A 14,906-nucleotide genomic window follows, 5' to 3' on the forward strand; every position below is an offset into this window, starting at 1 on the left:
GTCGAAATGTGGGAGGGGGCTTGCCCCCGATGAGGCCCGCACAGCCACTCCAGCACTTATCTGGTGCGATACCGAACATTTTCAAACGCCAAACCGTCGCACCGACGACAGTTGCACGGCTTTACGACAACGATTTCCACCCTGGCATGGCCGCTGCAACACCTTGAATCATTCCAACCGGTTCAGGGAGCAACGCAATGAACACACAACTCAAACCCACCTTGGGCACCCTGCACTTATGGGGCATCGCGGTCGGCCTGGTGATTTCCGGTGAATACTTCGGCTGGAGCTACGGCTGGGGCGTCGCCGGGACCTTGGGTTTCCTGGTGACCTCGTTGATGGTCGCCGCGATGTACACCTGCTTTATCTTCAGTTTCACCGAACTGACTACCGCAATCCCTCATGCGGGCGGGCCATTTGCCTACAGCCGCAGGGCCTTCGGGGAGAAAGGCGGCTTGATCGCAGGGCTCGCGACCTTGATCGAATTCGTCTTCGCACCACCGGCCATTGCCTTGGCCATTGGCGCCTATCTGAATGTGCAATTCCCCGCACTGGACCCCAAACACGCGGCCGTCGGTGCCTACATCGTGTTCATGGGCCTGAACATCCTGGGGGTGAAACTCGCCGCCACGTTCGAGCTGGTGGTATGCGTGCTCGCCGTGGCGGAATTGCTGGTGTTTATGGGCGTCGTTGCTCCGGCTTTCAGCTTCAGCAATTTCGCACTGAATGGATGGGCCGGTTCCGACACGTTTGGCGCCCCGGCAATTGCCGGCATCTTTGCCGCCATCCCCTTCGCCATCTGGTTTTTCCTGGCGATTGAAGGCGCGGCCATGGCGGCCGAAGAAGCGAAGGATCCCAAGCGCACCATTCCAAAAGCCTACATCAGCGGCATCCTGACCCTGGTGATCCTGGCCATGGGCGTGATGTTCTTCGCCGGCGGCGTGGGCGACTGGCGCACTCTCTCCAACATCAACGACCCGCTGCCTCAAGCCATGAAAATCGTAGTCGGTGACAACTCCGGCTGGCTGCACATGCTGGTGTGGATCGGCCTGTTTGGCCTGGTGGCGAGCTTCCACGGCATTATCCTGGGCTACTCCCGACAGTTTTTCGCCCTGGCCCGCGCCGGTTACCTTCCACCCTTCCTCGCCAAACTGTCGCGTTTTCAGACACCCCACCGGGCAATCATCGCCGGCGGCGTGGTGGGGATTGCCGCCATCTACAGCGACGGTTTGATCAACCTGGGTGGCATGACATTGACCGCCGCGATGATCACCATGGCGGTGTTCGGCGCCATCGTGATGTACATCATGAGCATGCTCAGCCTGTTTAAACTGCGTAAGACCGAACCCTTGCTGGAGCGCACTTTCCGCGCACCGGGTTATCCGATCGTGCCAGGCATTGCGTTGGTGCTGGCCATCGTGTGCCTGGTCGCCATGGCCTGGTTCAACGCCTTGATCGGGCTGATCTTCCTCGGCTTCATGGCGGTCGGGTTCGCGTACTTCCAGATGACGGCACATGACCGTGCCAACGCACCGGCGGATGCGATGCTGACCGGGCTCTGATCTACTGAGAGGCAGAACGGGCCTACACTGAACTAGTAAGAAAGCCCGTCACTCAAAGCAGTTATTCCCGTGGGAAAATTCTCCCACGGCAATCTGCCTCAAGGAGAGCCTTATGCCGTGGTATGCGTGGTTGATTATGGTGGTGGCGATCGGTTCGATCGTCGGTGGGCTGATGATGCTGCGCGACAGCGCCAACAAGGTGGAACTCACCGACGAACAACGCAAGCGCGTCGCCGAACGCAACGCCCAGGCGGACGCCAAGGATGCGCAGGATCGCTGACCTCGGAGAAAAGGCTGTCCCTCCAATGAGACGGCCTTCTCCCTGCTGCCCAGACTCCCCCGCTGCTGTAGTGAGCGGGCTTGCCCCGCGCATGGCTACGCAACGGCGCCCTCCGCCGGCCTACTCCCAATCCGCCTTGGCAATCTGCAACCCATGCTGACCCTTGTAGGCAGCACGCTCCGGCTGACGCCAACCCTCCAGTAACGCCTCGTCCAACCTGTAGACCTCCACCCCCAACGGGCGACACACCGTCAGCGGATCCTGCGCCTCCGGCCCCCACATCGGCAGAGACAAATCCCCGCCCGGGCACGTCGACAGTGCACACAACACATCAATCTCCGCAAAGAACTCCAGGTAATCCCCCTTCTGCGCCGGGCACGCCTTCATAAAATACATATCGTCATGATTCAGCCCCGTGCACTGGAAAATATTCAGCACGTCATGTACGTCGAATTCCGTCAGCCCGTAGGGCAAAACCGCACGGGTAAGGTTGGAATGGCAGTGATGATGGAAGTCCTCGCCGGTCAGCATGCGATTCACATACGGATCGCAACGCGTCCCCAACAAATCATGCAGGCGCCCACCGTGCTCATCGATGCCGTAGCCCGCCAGGCTGTCATCGGTGATGGTCACCAGCGGCCGCAGAAAAGGCAGGTTCGACCACAGACGGTCATGGGTGCTCACATGGGCGCCCTGCAACTGGCGAGTACGCGCCGCCCACAGGCGCTCGCGAGGGTCGTTGGCGTTCCAGATATTGAAGTCACCCACCTGCGGGCCCACCGGCGTGGTGACACGGAACACATGCCCCGCAGGCACCTTCCAGGCCCTCCCTGTACGAATCGGCACCTCGAACTGCTCGACCAAATGACGTTGTTGCTTCCCATCGCGAATACGCGCGTAGAACGCCGTGTCGACCTGCAACGCCGAACCTTTGCTGACCTGATAAGCGGCCGGATAGTCTTTGTACATGAGGGGAGTCCTCGATCAGGGGTGATTGAAAAGGGCCAACGACAACTGTTCAGAATCATCCAGGTACAGGCTCATCGCCTCCCCAGCCGCCGATTTATTGCCCTCGACCAATAACGAGTAGATTTCACGGTCACGCTCCAACCACGGTGACTGGAAACGTTGTTCATCGGGCGCAGCGCAAAACACCAGGCGCAACTGAGCGATGACCTGGGCGAAGAACTCGTCGAATAAGGGGCTGCGCATCAGCCCGACAATGTGCTGGTGAAACACCAGGCTGTGGGTCGCCACCGCCCGCCAGTCTTCGCGCTCGCGAGCCAGGGTCGTCGCGTCGATGGCATTTTGCATAAGCTCGGATTGCGCTTCGGTGAGAGGCCCTGCCTGGGCAATGGCCTGCAACTCGAGGGTGCGACGGACTACAAACAAATCGCGTACTTCATGCGCATCCAAGCGCCGAACCATCACGCCTTTGTTACGCACATACCGAGTCAGCCCTTCCTGCCCCAAACGGTGCAGTGCTTCGCGAATGGTGTTGCGCGAAGCGTTATAAGCTTTGACCAGCTCAACCTCGACCAGCGCCATGCCCGGCAACAGCCGCCCACCGATGATATCGGCACGCAGTTCCAGGGCTATCTGATCGGCCAAAGACAATGTGAGCGTCATCACCACCTCATGATTGTTGAACAATCTATAGCGCTGAGGTAATCACGTTTCATGCCAACGCGCCTATCGCCCAAGGAATGCGTGTAAAAGGATACAAGCCGGTTAGAATGCCAGCCTGTCCTCGAGGCCGTCCCATGCGCTATTCACAAGACCATAAAGCCCAGACTCACCAGCGCATCATCAAGGAGGCGTCCGCGCGTTTTCGCCGCGACGGTATAGGCGCAACCGGCCTGCAGCCCCTGATGAAGGCACTCAACCTCACCCACGGTGGGTTCTACGCGCACTTCAACTCCAAGGACCAACTGGTGGAAGAAGCCCTGCAGGCCGCCGCTGCAGAATTGGATGCCCACTGCGAAATGCTCTTCAGCCAGGAACGGCCGCTGGAAGCGTTTATCGACAGCTACCTCTCCGAATGGCACCTGACCTCCCCCGACCAAGGCTGCCCGCTGCCCACCATGTCCTCCGAACTCGGACTGAGGGGCCAACACAGCGCATCGACCGATGCAGTACTCGGCGCACGACTCAAGCAGATTGAAACGGCATTGAACGATGGCCGGGGCGACGCCCAAAGCCTGGTGATGATGTCGACACTCGTCGGCGCCCTGGTGCTGGCCCGCAGTGTCAAGGACCCGCTCCTGGCGACAAAAATCATGGACACCGTGCGCGACAGCTTGAAAGCACAAATCCCCGAAGACCAAAAGGCCGGTCAATGACCGGCCTCCTCCACCGCCTTAGTTGATCACCACCCGGTCGCGATTCTTCTCCAGCAACGCCTTGCCGATACCCTTCACTTCCAACAACTCATCCACCGACTTGAACGGACCATTGCTATCGCGATAAGCCACGATAGCCTTCGCCTTGGCCGCACCAATTCCAAACATGTCGCGACGCAACGTTTCGGCGTCAGCCGCGTTGAGGTTGACCCTGCCGGACTGCTCGGTCTTGGCCATCTGCGCGGTAATGGGGGCTGGGGCTTCGGACTTGACCGACGGGGCTGCGGTGGTGGTGACGGAGAGAGTGGTGAGGAAGGCGAAGATGAGGGAGGTGAGGTAGGTGTTTTGCATTTGACGCTCCATGACATTGGGAAGAGAAAAGCAGCTTTCCGAAGCTGCTTTTCTAACTTAGGTGACTATGAAGGCATGTCAAAAATGATGGGGTTACAAAGTATGTGACGCCTGGAGGTGATGTGGCCCAACCGAAGAGGCTGCACTCCCAGTAGCCATGATCCGTGGGTAAAGGTGGAGGATATGAAAGACGTTAAAAAAATGACTTAGGCGTCTTGGCATGAGGTAAAATTTGAAGGATGCCAAGGGTAAGGTAAACTATTGGGTTAGCGTGCCTGATAGCAGTGGGAAAGCAGTCAATATATTGGCAAACCGCGCGTAACGGACCTCAAAACCGACCAGTTAAAAGGATTTTTGACTCGAATGAAGCTGGAAAGCGCTTGCGGCACGAAGGCTAACGGCTATCACGAAGCGATCAGTCATTTCAACGCTATTGCATATATTCATCGTTGTTTCACCTACTTCGGAATTCAAGTAGGTAATGCCATTCATTGGCTTTTTAGGCTTTTTGTTCAAGTAGACCACTGATGACATTCAACTCAATCACCCCGGTAATTCTCTGTGGCGGCTCTGGATCTCGCCTGTGGCCGTTGTCACGAAAAAGTTTTCCAAAACAATTCGTGCCCCTGGTTGGAGAGAAGAGCCTGCTGCAACTGACACTGGAACGAGTATCCCTCTTGGCGGATCACGTTCTGTTGGTAGCCTCAGAGGATCACCGGTTTTTAGTCTCTGAAAGTCTTCACTCAATGCCGTTGAGGGGAGCCGTTATTCTGGAGCCCTCAGCTCGCAATACAGCGGCAGCAATGACGCTGGCAGCACTGAGCAGCGTGAAGGAAGGTCGTGATCTCCTGTTGTTCTGCCCTGCAGATCACCACATTCCTGACTCGGCGGCATTCGCAAAAACAGTGTCACTTGGTATTACCCACGCTGAAGCCGGGGCAATCGTTACCTATGGCGTTCTGCCGAGTTTTCCTTCGACCGCCTACGGGTATATCCAGCAAGGCAGCGTTCAGGAAGACGGGTGTAGCCGAGTTGAGCGTTTTATCGAGAAACCAAATTCGAGCACGGCGCAGGACTTGCTCCTGCGCGGAAACGTACTGTGGAATGCAGGCATATTCCTATGTAAAGCCTCCGTCCTGATTGACGCAATGGCCAAGCATGCTCCCGATATTCTGGAAGTCTGCCGAAGATCATTCGATGAAGCGGCTTCAGAGCTGCTTGCAGGTGGAACATCGTTCATTCGTCCAGAAGCGCAAAGCTTTTCCGACTGCCGTTCCGAAAGTATCGATTACGCGGTAATGGAGCATCATGATCACGTGGTGGTGGCACCGTTCAGCGGGCAGTGGAGCGACGTGGGTAGCTGGAACGCACTGGCTGAAATGACTGAAGCTGACGAATTCGGTAATAGAGTTCAGGGCCAAGGCCGCATCAGTCAGTCGCGGAATACGTTCATTCACGCACCACACCGCCCAGTCGTAGCGCTAGGCACCGAAAACCTGTTGATCATCGATACCCCCGATGCAGTGCTGATTACTCACAGAGATCACGTCGAGCAGGTGAAAAACGTTGTTCTCCAGCTCGAGAAAGAAAACTGTAGCCAAGCGATTACACATCGGAAGGTTTCAAGGCCGTGGGGTTGGTATGACAGTATCGACACAGGAGATCGTTTTCAGGTCAAAAGAATCGGTGTGAAGCCAGGTGCCTCGCTCTCGCTGCAAAAGCATCACCATCGCGCAGAACACTGGATAGTCGTCAAGGGCACGGCGGAAGTGACACGGGGTACCGAAACCTTCCTGTTGACGGAAAACCAGTCTACCTACATCCCCATTGGGGAAATCCATCGCCTGAAGAACCCTGGAATGGTTGAGCTTGAAATAATCGAAGTTCAATCAGGTAGTTATTTGGGCGAAAACGATATCGTAAGATTTGAAGATAATTATGGAAGAGCAAATGATTAAGAAAGCACTCATCACTGGCGTGACTGGACAGGATGGCGCCTACCTTGCAGAACTGTTGTTGAGCAAGGGTTACGAAGTGCACGGCATCAAGCGTCGTAGCTCTTTGTTCAACACTGCTCGTATTGATCATTTGTTCCACGATGTGCACGACAAGGGACTGCCGTTCTTCTTGCATCACGGTGACATGACCGACTCCTCCAGCCTGACGCGCATTATTCAAAAAGTGCAGCCGGACGAAATTTACAACCTTGCAGCTCAAAGTCATGTTGCCGTTTCGTTTGAAGAGCCTGAGTACACTGCAAACTCCGACGCTCTGGGTTCACTGCGTATTCTTGAAGCCATCCGAATCCTTGGCCTGGAAAAAAAGACTCGCTTTTATCAAGCCTCAACGTCTGAGCTGTATGGCCTCGTGCAGGAAACACCACAGAAAGAGACCACACCTTTCTACCCGCGTAGCCCGTATGCGGTGGCAAAGCTGTACGCCTACTGGATCACGGTCAACTACCGTGAGGCCTACGGTATTTATGCGTGCAACGGCATCCTCTTCAACCATGAGAGCCCAATCCGAGGCGAGACGTTTGTGACGCGCAAAATCACGCGCGCTCTGGCCCGAATCAAGCTCGGTCTGCAGGACTGCCTGTACTTGGGCAACATGGATTCTCTGCGTGACTGGGGTCATGCCAAAGACTACGTAGAGATGCAGTGGCTGATGCTGCAACAAGAGACGCCTGAAGACTTCGTGATTGCGACAGGTGTTCAGTACAGCGTTCGCGACTTCGTCAATGCAGCAGCCAAAGAGCTGGGCATCAAAATTACCTGGCAGGGCGAAGGCGTCGAAGAAAAAGGTTATAACGACGAGGGCAAATGCATCGTCGCCGTTGATCCAAGATACTTCCGACCTACCGAGGTCGAAACCTTGCTGGGCGATGCAAGCAAAGCGAAGACCAAGCTGGGTTGGACACCTAAAATCACCTTCGACGAACTCGTCAGTGAGATGGTGCGCGAAGACCTTAAAAGCGCCGAGCGTGATGAGCTTGTCAATCAGCACGGCTACACGACGTTCAGCTATAACGAATAATCAAGTTGACTAACCATCCAATGAGCACGAAACGAATACTGTTGACTGGCGGCGGGGGAATGGTCGGGCGCAACCTGCTCGAGCATCCCGGTATTGGCGACTTTGAAGTACTGGCTCCGCGTAGCAAGGAACTGGACCTGCGCGACTATCGCGCGGTTCTGGCTTATTTTGAGCGGTACGAGCCCGACTTCGTCATTCATGCGGCTGGCAAGGTCGGGGGGATCCAGGCGAATATCAGAGAGCCGGTTGACTTCTTGCGAGACAATCTTGACATGGGTCGCAACGTCGTCAGCGCAGCCCAAGCCGTAGGCGTTCCTCGTCTGATCAATCTCGGCAGCTCCTGCATGTACCCTCGCAGTCATACGGGCTCGTTGAGTGAAGACATGGTCCTCACGGGTGAGTTGGAGCCGACGAATGAAGGCTACGCGCTGGCCAAAATCGTGACGGCGCGGTTATGCGACTACATCTCCCGCGAAAACAAGCAACTTCAATATAAAACGCTTATCCCCTGCAACATATTCGGGCGTTTTGACAAATTCGACCCGGCGCACTCGCACTTGCTTCCCGCCATTATTCACAAGCTTCACACGGCCAAAAATAATGGCGATCGTTCTGTGGAAATATGGGGGGACGGCGAGGCGCGGCGCGAGTTTATGTATGGCGGTGATTTAGCAGATGCGCTCATGCATGCCATCAACCATTTCGACTCACTGCCGGATTATATGAACATTGGTTTGGGCGACGATCATTCAATCAATGATTATTACCGTGCAGCGGCCGTAGTGATGGGCTATGAAGGTGCATTTGAACACGACCTTACCAAACCTGTAGGGATGGCCCGCAAACTCGTGAGCATCGAGCGCCAGACGTCGTGGGGATGGAAGCCCCGCCACAGTCTGCAGGAAGGCATTGAAAAGACTTATAGCTATTATCTGGAGCATCAACAATGAGTATCAAGTTTCCGCTGGCGACCTCCTCCTGGGAGAAGGAAGAGCTCGAAGCGATGCAGCGCGTAATCGCCACAGGCATGTTCACCATGGGCGAACAGGTCAAGGCATTCGAGCGTGACTTCGCGGAATTCGTAGGCAGCAAGCATTGTGTCATGGTGAACTCCGGATCTTCGGCCAACCTGCTGATCGTCGCGGCACTGTTCTATACTCAGAATTCATCCCTGAAGTTGAAGCGAGGCGATGAAATCATCGTACCGGCGGTATCGTGGAGTACTACATATTACCCCCTGTACCAATACGGCCTTAAGATCAAGTTTGTAGACATTGATCTGCACACCCTCAATTATGATCTTGAGCAACTTGAGCTGGCTGTAACGGACAACACCCGTGCCATCATGGCAGTCAACCTGCTCGGCAATCCGAATGATTTCGGACGTATCGAGGAGATTATCGGCGGCCGTGAGATCGTTTTGATCGAAGATAACTGCGAGTCCATGGGTGCGACGTATAACGGCAAACAAGCCGGTACCTTTGGCGTCATGGGCAGCTTCAGTTCGTTCTTCAGCCATCACATCTCCACGATGGAAGGTGGCCTGATCGTAACGGATGATGAAGAACTGTACCAAATTCTTCTCTCCCTTCGAGCGCACGGCTGGACTCGTAACCTGCCGAAGCAGAACCTGGTCTGCAGTGATAAAAGTGATGACCCGTTTGAAGAGTCGTTTCGCTTTGTCTTGCCAGGGTACAACGTCCGCCCATTGGAATTGGAAGGTGCGTTAGGCGTTGAGCAAGTAAAACGCTTGCCTGCACTAATTGAGGAGCGCCGTAAAAACGGTGTGCTTCTTCAACGCGCAATGTCTAACCATCCAGACATTATTATTCAGCAGGAAATTGGCGAGTCGAGCTGGTTTGGTTTCAGCCTTGTCATCCGTCCAGGTAGCCAGCTGACGCGTAAGGGTCTTGTGGAAACATTAACCGGTCTGGGTTTTGAGTGCAGACCGATCGTTGCTGGCAACTTTGCTAAGAATGAGGTTGTTAAGTACTTTGACTCTGAAGTGCATGGTGTTCTGAAAAACGCCGAACATATTGATACCCACGGCTTATTCGTTGGAAATCACCATTTTGAAATCCCAGAAGCATTTGAATCGTTATCAACTATAAAATAATCGGTGAGAATCGTGAATTTTACAAAAAAAATACAAAATAAATTGCGATATCTCTACAAACTTCACGTCAAAAAAGACAATTTTTTAATTGAAATTGAACGATGGTTCAAAGATAGGGGTGATATGACGCTACGTCTAGATTACCCCTTAACCCCAGAAAGTATCGTCTTTGATTTAGGCGGATACCGTGGAGACTTCGCAGCTGAAATACATAAAAAGTATGGCTGCTCCGTCTACATCTTTGAGCCAGTATCTGAATTTTTTCAACACTGCGCTGATCGTTTCAAAGGAAACGAAAAAATACATTGCTTCAATTTTGGACTTTCATCTCAGGATGGGTGGTTAAATATAGGCTTGGCCGAAAACGCGTCAAGCTTTCAGTCACCACACATAAGTGGCAAGACTGAGCGAGTTGAAGTCCGCTCAGTAATATCATGCATTGAAGAGTTAGGCATTGATAAAATCGACCTAATGAAAATCAATATAGAAGGCGGAGAGTTCGAAGTATTACCCGCACTTATAGACGCACAGTACATCTACAAAATTACGAACCTGCAAATTCAGTTTCACGATTTCATTGAACACGCGAAGGAAAAGAGAGATCGTCTCCGTGACCAGTTCAAACTGACCCATCAGGAAACGTGGAACTATGAATTTGTTTGGGAGAACTGGAAATTGAAAGGCACGACAGTTTAATGGGACTTATATACTCCACATTAGCAGGTAAAGGGCTAACGAATAATTCCGTTTTTGACTTGAGTCACGAGTCAAATCGTGACGACAGTTTCTACCCGTTTTATCATCTAAGAAATAAATTCCGCGAACACGGAATCGAACTAAACACTCTTGATTTGTCAGAGACATCAAAAATAACATTCGGGTTAGACTTTGATGTACACCCTTCGTACACATCAGCTAGTCGTTATTTATTAATGCTAGAAACTCCTCAGATCAGAATAGAAAATGGAGTGACTGAAAACCTTAATAAGTACCATAAAGTATTTACATGGAACGATAGCTTAGTCGATGATAAAAAATACATAAAAATAAATTTTCCAAACCGCATCAAAACTACGCCCCCTGATGGTTTTTCGGAAAGGCCGATTTTTTGTTGCCTGATATCAAGTAATAGGGCATTAACAGTTTCAGACCCCCGCGATCTCTATAAAGAACGCGTGAAAGCTATTCGTTGGTTTGAAAAAAATGCACCCGCGGACTTTAATCTCTATGGTTCCGGATGGAATATTCCTGCGGCGAAAACTGGAATTATAGGCGCCATAGAGCGCAGAGCTTGGAATACCATTTCCAAGATTATCCCGGTAGATCATTTCCCTAGCTACTGCGGGCGGGTAAACACCAAATACGAGACGCTTAAAAATACTAGGTTTTCCATTTGTTACGAAAATGTTAGAGATTTACCTGGATACATTACTGAAAAAATATTCGACTGCTTTTTCGCAGGATGCATTCCCGTGTATTGGGGAGCCGATAACGTATCAGATTACATTCCAGAAGATTGCTTTATAGATCGCAGAAAATTCAAAGACATGCCTGAGCTTTACAACCATCTCAAAAGCATGACAAATGAAGAGTTTGTAAAATATCAGGAACGAATTTCATCATTCCTCCGCAGCACAGCCGCCATTCCTTTCGGCACACATTTTTTTACGGAAACTATTGTCAACACAATAGTCGAAGATCTTGGGATTTAAAAACGAGCTAATCATCATAAGCACGGGGCGTCTTGTATCAACCGTGATTGCTCTAATTTCAATTAAGGCAGTGACAACATATCTACCCCCAGAACAATATGGTGCACTCGCCATTTTGATTACGGTACAAATGTTATGTGGGCTATTTTTAATAAACCCCGTGGGCCAACACATAAATTTACATACTCATGCTTGGTGGGATGATAAAACTCTAATTCCCAGACTTAGATCATTTCGGCTGTTCGTAATGATCTCCGCCTGCATTGGCTCTGCCGTGTCATTGGTGGCAGTGAATTCACAGGCGCCGCATGATGCACTGATGACCATGTTTGCAATCTTTGCGATGGTGATGGCCGCGACTTGGAATGCCACTTTAGTTCCCATGTTGAACATGCTCGGTTTTCGGAACCAGTCAGTATTTTGGTCAATCGTGTCTTCATCAACAAGCCTGTTATCATCAATTTTACTTGTAACTATATGGCCATCAGCCAGATCCTGGTTCATAGGTCAGGCATTAGGCTTAATGGTCGGCGCGATAGGTGCACGATTCCAATTGATGCGTAAGACTGCGAGCGCCAAAGAAGAAATAAATCTAACTCCGTCATTACTAACAAAAAAAGAAATTTTAACGTACTGCCTACCGTTATCCCTAGCTGCGGGATTAATGTGGATTCAGGTATCAGGATATCGCATCGCAATTGAACACTTTTGGGGCCTGGAAAAATTAGGGTATCTTGCAATTGGCTTACAAATATCAGGACAAATATGGGCACTGGCGGAGTCACTCGCGATACAGTTTTTATACCCTTTTTTCTTTAGAAGGGTCTCTGAGCGCTCTAGCAGTGCCGAGATTGAATTAGCCGTATCCGATCTTTTGAACACCTTGGGTCCAATTTACGTACTTCTGGCAGGGCTGACAATCATCACCGCACCTTACGTGGTAACATTACTAGTCTCAGCAGAATATGCATACGCTTGGAAGTTTGTGGCCTTGGGTGCAGTTATTGAATTATGCAGGGCACTTGGAAATGTACTAAGCAATGCCGCTCATGTCAGGCGAAGAACGATCTCTCTAGCCGGTCCGTATGCTGCCGGCTCAAGTGTAATTATTGTAATCATTATATTTACCGGCATGCAACAGATCGATATAGTCTGGGCCGGCATCGCGTTAGTCATCGGGGCTTTGACGATGCTTATTGTCATGACGTGGACCATGCACCAATTAGTACAATTCACGATCGATAAACCCCGCATCATTTTAGCGTTCATTATAATGATATCGCTGAGTGCTTTAGCGACTTACGCACCAGCAACGAACAGCCTGATCATGGCTTTTATATACAGTGCTGCCATATCTTTGATATTATTCGCAATACTGATGACCATGCTTTGGAAAAATCCAGCCACTACTAGATTACTTAGTGTGCAATTAAGGAAAATTTAATATGGTTATTGCACACTTGATTGGTGGCCTTGGCAATCAAATGTTTCAATACGCTGCAGCCAAAGCACTGGCCGCTAAGCACAATACATTCTTGCTGCTCGATACTTCGTCTTTTGACTCATATACCCTTCATCAGGGTTTTGAGCTAGATAGAATTTTCAGCGGCGATTTTAATATAGCCCAAAAAGCAGACGTGCAAAAAATGCTGGGCTGGCAATCACTTAACTCGGTCAAAAGTTATTTGCACAGGCCTGTCCTCTCCTGGCTACGCAATAAAGCACTTGCGATTGAACCCTCCTTTGAGCACTGGCAAGGGTTCGAACGCCTTTCAGCGGACACCTACCTCAGCGGATATTGGCAAAGCGAGCGTTACTTCATTTCCGCTGAAGACATCATCCGTGCAGATTTCCGCTTTTCAACACCCTTGAGTGCTGAAAATGTAGAGCTGGCTGATATGATCGGGAATTCAGAGTCTATTAGTCTTCACGTAAGAAGGGGGGATTATGTCAACAACTCCGCTTATGCGTCCTGCTCGCTTGACTACTACAAGTCCGCGATTGAATATCTGACAAAGCAACTCGAGTCACCAACTTTTTTTATATTTTCTGATGATATCAACTGGGTCAAAGAAAATCTTAAGCTAGAATACCCGCATATTTATATAGACAATAATCAAGGCGATCAAAGTTACAATGACATGCGACTTATGAGCCTCTGCAAGCACAATATTATTGCAAACAGCTCCTTCAGCTGGTGGGGCGCGTGGTTGAACGCGAATGACGCGAAAAATGTGATTGCGCCCAAGAAATGGTTCAATACGGACATGAACTCAAAAGACTTAATTCCTGCTAGTTGGGTCAGGCTATGATCAGTAAATTTACGCCCGGGCTGTCTACCCTTGTCATCGGCGGCGGTGGATATATCGGTCACTTTCTGGTCGAGCAGCTTTTGGCCTCGGGAAGACGAGTAACCGTTCTCGGCCGAAGCAGCCAACCACGCTACAAGGTCCCTTCGGGGGTTACCTACATAGCAGGTGACTTTGCGCAGAAGTCATTAATCTGCAGCGTATTGGATACTCATCAAGAAGTTATTCATCTCGCTTATGCGACTGTTCCGAATACTTCATTTCAGAATCCGCTAGCCGACCTGGAACAAAACCTTCCGGCGACAGTGCAATTATTTGATGAAGTTTCCCGTCGCAACCTGAAGCTGGTGCTTGTTTCATCCGGAGGCACTGTGTACGGAGAAGCGCTCTCCCTACCTATAGATGAACAGCACCCTACAAAGCCCATTTCTCCCTACGGTGTTACCAAGCTAACGCTAGAAAGTTATGCCTATCTCTACGCACATACTCATAACCTTCAATTTACCTGTGTGCGTCCTGCAAATGCCTACGGCGTCGGCCAAAGGCCTTTCATCGGCCAAGGTTTTATAGCTACCGCGATCGCCTCATCTATAAAAGGCTCATCCGTCAAAATCTTTGGCGCTGCGGGGACGATAAGAGACTACTTATACGTTAGCGACGTAGCGTCTGGAATATTTCACGCACTGGAAAATGGCAAGTTATCTGAGATTTATAACTTGGGGTCGGGAGTCGGATTCAGCAACATGGATGTGATCAACGCCATCAAACCATTGATGAACGAAATCAAGTGTGACGTTCACGTTGAGCACTTGCCTGAGCGAGGCTTTGATGTAAATGCCAACGTGCTTAATTCAGAGAAACTCAAGACCGATACAGGCTGGGAACCCAAGATAGGTTTTGAAGCAGGGTTGATAAACGCCCGTGATTGGCTTTGGAAGAAGAAAAATGACTATTGAAAATGCGAATAAAGAGCCACTGATCTCAGTGATTCTCCCCGTTTATAACGGTGCGCCCTTCCTGGCCGCCGCAATTGACTCGATCCTCCAACAAACACTCAATGATTTTGAGCTGATTGTCATCAATGATGGTTCTACTGACGATTCCCTGTCTATTCTCAGGCATTACGAATCCGTCGATCCAAGAGTGAAGCTGCGGATTTCGGTGAACGTGACCGAGCGTTTCGCTAATACGTGACCGG

The 14,906-nt window shown here is 51.1% G+C and carries 17 protein-coding genes; 13 read left to right on the forward strand and 4 right to left on the reverse strand.

What is annotated here, in order from left to right; all coding sequences use genetic code 11:
• Positions 1-197 precede the first annotated feature (197 nt).
• Complete coding sequence (gene eat / locus H096_RS17090; protein ID WP_033900229.1) at positions 198-1,562, forward strand: ethanolamine permease; 1,365 nt, start codon at positions 198-200, stop codon at positions 1,560-1,562.
• 112 nt (positions 1,563-1,674) lie between these two features.
• A complete protein-coding gene (locus H096_RS33345) occupies positions 1,675-1,842 on the forward strand; it encodes a DUF2897 family protein (protein ID WP_003172675.1) in 168 nt (55 codons plus the stop codon).
• A 120-nt stretch (positions 1,843-1,962) separates the two neighbouring features.
• Here H096_RS33345 and H096_RS17095 read toward each other — a convergent pair whose 3' ends face one another.
• The gene (locus tag H096_RS17095) at positions 1,963-2,811 is read right to left on the reverse strand and encodes a DUF1989 domain-containing protein (protein ID WP_033900231.1); all 849 of its coding nucleotides are present in this window, start codon (positions 2,809-2,811) and stop codon (positions 1,963-1,965) included.
• A gap of 15 nt (positions 2,812-2,826) precedes the next feature.
• Positions 2,827-3,471: a GntR family transcriptional regulator gene (locus tag H096_RS17100; protein ID WP_033900232.1), complete on the reverse strand. Its 645-nt coding sequence runs from the start codon at positions 3,469-3,471 to the stop codon at positions 2,827-2,829.
• A gap of 134 nt (positions 3,472-3,605) precedes the next feature.
• Here H096_RS17100 and H096_RS17105 point away from each other — a divergent pair, with 134 nt between their 5' ends.
• On the forward strand, positions 3,606-4,184 hold the full coding sequence (locus H096_RS17105) for a TetR/AcrR family transcriptional regulator (protein ID WP_033900234.1): 579 nt from the start codon (positions 3,606-3,608) through the stop codon (positions 4,182-4,184).
• 18 nt (positions 4,185-4,202) lie between these two features.
• On the opposite strand, the gene H096_RS17110 is transcribed toward H096_RS17105, so the two are convergent.
• A complete protein-coding gene (locus H096_RS17110) occupies positions 4,203-4,535 on the reverse strand; it encodes a ComEA family DNA-binding protein (protein ID WP_033900235.1) in 333 nt (110 codons plus the stop codon).
• 527 nt (positions 4,536-5,062) lie between these two features.
• Between H096_RS17110 and H096_RS17115 the strand changes: the two genes are divergently transcribed.
• From H096_RS17115 to H096_RS33350, 6 genes are read left to right on the forward strand one after another with little or no spacing between them, the layout of a single operon-like run.
• Positions 5,063-6,493, forward strand: a complete 1,431-nt coding sequence (locus H096_RS17115; protein ID WP_033900237.1) for a mannose-1-phosphate guanylyltransferase/mannose-6-phosphate isomerase — start codon at positions 5,063-5,065, stop codon at positions 6,491-6,493.
• Positions 6,486-7,571 carry a GDP-mannose 4,6-dehydratase gene (gene gmd, locus H096_RS17120; protein WP_033900238.1) on the forward strand — a complete coding sequence of 362 codons (1,086 nt, stop codon included), beginning with the start codon at positions 6,486-6,488 and terminating at the stop codon, positions 7,569-7,571. The genes H096_RS17115 and gmd overlap by 8 nt, the downstream gene beginning before the upstream one ends.
• 20 nt (positions 7,572-7,591) lie before the next feature.
• Positions 7,592-8,521, forward strand: a complete 930-nt coding sequence (locus H096_RS17125) for a GDP-L-fucose synthase (RefSeq protein ID WP_033900239.1) — start codon at positions 7,592-7,594, stop codon at positions 8,519-8,521.
• On the forward strand, positions 8,518-9,687 hold the full coding sequence (locus tag H096_RS17130; protein ID WP_033900241.1) for a DegT/DnrJ/EryC1/StrS family aminotransferase: 1,170 nt from the start codon (positions 8,518-8,520) through the stop codon (positions 9,685-9,687). Before H096_RS17125 ends, H096_RS17130 begins: the two co-directional genes overlap by 4 nt.
• A 12-nt stretch (positions 9,688-9,699) precedes the next feature.
• Complete coding sequence (locus tag H096_RS17135) at positions 9,700-10,383, forward strand: FkbM family methyltransferase (protein ID WP_156717492.1); 684 nt, start codon at positions 9,700-9,702, stop codon at positions 10,381-10,383.
• Positions 10,347-11,399 carry a glycosyltransferase family 10 gene (locus H096_RS33350; RefSeq protein ID WP_156717493.1) on the forward strand — a complete coding sequence of 351 codons (1,053 nt, stop codon included), beginning with the start codon at positions 10,347-10,349 and terminating at the stop codon, positions 11,397-11,399. Before H096_RS17135 ends, H096_RS33350 begins: the two co-directional genes overlap by 37 nt.
• 186 nt (positions 11,400-11,585) lie before the next feature.
• Here the strand turns inward: H096_RS33350 and H096_RS17140 are convergent, their stop codons facing one another.
• The gene (locus H096_RS17140; protein ID WP_033900245.1) at positions 11,586-11,903 is read right to left on the reverse strand and encodes a hypothetical protein; all 318 of its coding nucleotides are present in this window, start codon (positions 11,901-11,903) and stop codon (positions 11,586-11,588) included.
• 52 nt (positions 11,904-11,955) lie between these two features.
• On the opposite strand from H096_RS17140, the gene H096_RS17145 reads away from it, so the two are divergent.
• The 4 genes from H096_RS17145 to H096_RS17160 are packed head-to-tail and all read left to right on the forward strand — an operon-like array spanning position 11,956 to position 14,902.
• Entirely contained in the window at positions 11,956-12,843 is an 888-nt protein-coding gene (locus tag H096_RS17145) for a hypothetical protein (RefSeq protein WP_156717494.1), read from the forward strand.
• 1 nt (position 12,844) lies between these two features.
• Positions 12,845-13,711, forward strand: a complete 867-nt coding sequence (locus H096_RS17150) for an alpha-1,2-fucosyltransferase (RefSeq protein ID WP_033900248.1) — start codon at positions 12,845-12,847, stop codon at positions 13,709-13,711.
• On the forward strand, positions 13,708-14,664 hold the full coding sequence (locus H096_RS17155) for an NAD-dependent epimerase/dehydratase family protein (protein ID WP_033900249.1): 957 nt from the start codon (positions 13,708-13,710) through the stop codon (positions 14,662-14,664). The genes H096_RS17150 and H096_RS17155 overlap by 4 nt, the downstream gene beginning before the upstream one ends.
• A complete protein-coding gene (locus tag H096_RS17160; protein ID WP_033900250.1) occupies positions 14,654-14,902 on the forward strand; it encodes a glycosyltransferase in 249 nt (82 codons plus the stop codon). Before H096_RS17155 ends, H096_RS17160 begins: the two co-directional genes overlap by 11 nt.
• Positions 14,903-14,906: the final 4 nt, after the last annotated feature.

Source organism: Pseudomonas sp. FH1 (assembly GCF_000510895.2).
Classification (GTDB): Bacteria; Pseudomonadota; Gammaproteobacteria; order Pseudomonadales; family Pseudomonadaceae; genus Aquipseudomonas; species Aquipseudomonas azotoformans_A.

Bases quoted from the DNA above. Each gene is read 5' to 3' on its own strand.
- H096_RS17130 (WP_033900241.1), top strand. From the start codon at position 8,518: ATGAGTATCAAGTTTCCGCTGGCGACCTCCTCCTGGGAGAAGGAAGAG.
- H096_RS17155 (WP_033900249.1), top strand. From the start codon at position 13,708: ATGATCAGTAAATTTACGCCCGGGCTGTCTACCCTTGTCATCGGCGGC.
- H096_RS17105 (WP_033900234.1), top strand. From the start codon at position 3,606: ATGCGCTATTCACAAGACCATAAAGCCCAGACTCACCAGCGCATCATC.
- eat (WP_033900229.1), top strand. From the start codon at position 198: ATGAACACACAACTCAAACCCACCTTGGGCACCCTGCACTTATGGGGC.
- H096_RS17160 (WP_033900250.1), top strand. From the start codon at position 14,654: ATGACTATTGAAAATGCGAATAAAGAGCCACTGATCTCAGTGATTCTC.
- H096_RS17115 (WP_033900237.1), top strand. From the start codon at position 5,063: ATGACATTCAACTCAATCACCCCGGTAATTCTCTGTGGCGGCTCTGGA.
- H096_RS17100 (WP_033900232.1), bottom strand. From the start codon at position 3,471: ATGACGCTCACATTGTCTTTGGCCGATCAGATAGCCCTGGAACTGCGT.
- H096_RS33345 (WP_003172675.1), top strand. From the start codon at position 1,675: ATGCCGTGGTATGCGTGGTTGATTATGGTGGTGGCGATCGGTTCGATC.
- H096_RS17150 (WP_033900248.1), top strand. From the start codon at position 12,845: ATGGTTATTGCACACTTGATTGGTGGCCTTGGCAATCAAATGTTTCAA.
- H096_RS17110 (WP_033900235.1), bottom strand. From the start codon at position 4,535: ATGCAAAACACCTACCTCACCTCCCTCATCTTCGCCTTCCTCACCACT.
- gmd (WP_033900238.1), top strand. From the start codon at position 6,486: ATGATTAAGAAAGCACTCATCACTGGCGTGACTGGACAGGATGGCGCC.
- H096_RS17095 (WP_033900231.1), bottom strand. From the start codon at position 2,811: ATGTACAAAGACTATCCGGCCGCTTATCAGGTCAGCAAAGGTTCGGCG.
- H096_RS17125 (WP_033900239.1), top strand. From the start codon at position 7,592: ATGAGCACGAAACGAATACTGTTGACTGGCGGCGGGGGAATGGTCGGG.
- H096_RS17145 (WP_156717494.1), top strand. From the start codon at position 11,956: ATGCGTAAGACTGCGAGCGCCAAAGAAGAAATAAATCTAACTCCGTCA.
- H096_RS17140 (WP_033900245.1), bottom strand. From the start codon at position 11,903: ATGAACCAGGATCTGGCTGATGGCCATATAGTTACAAGTAAAATTGAT.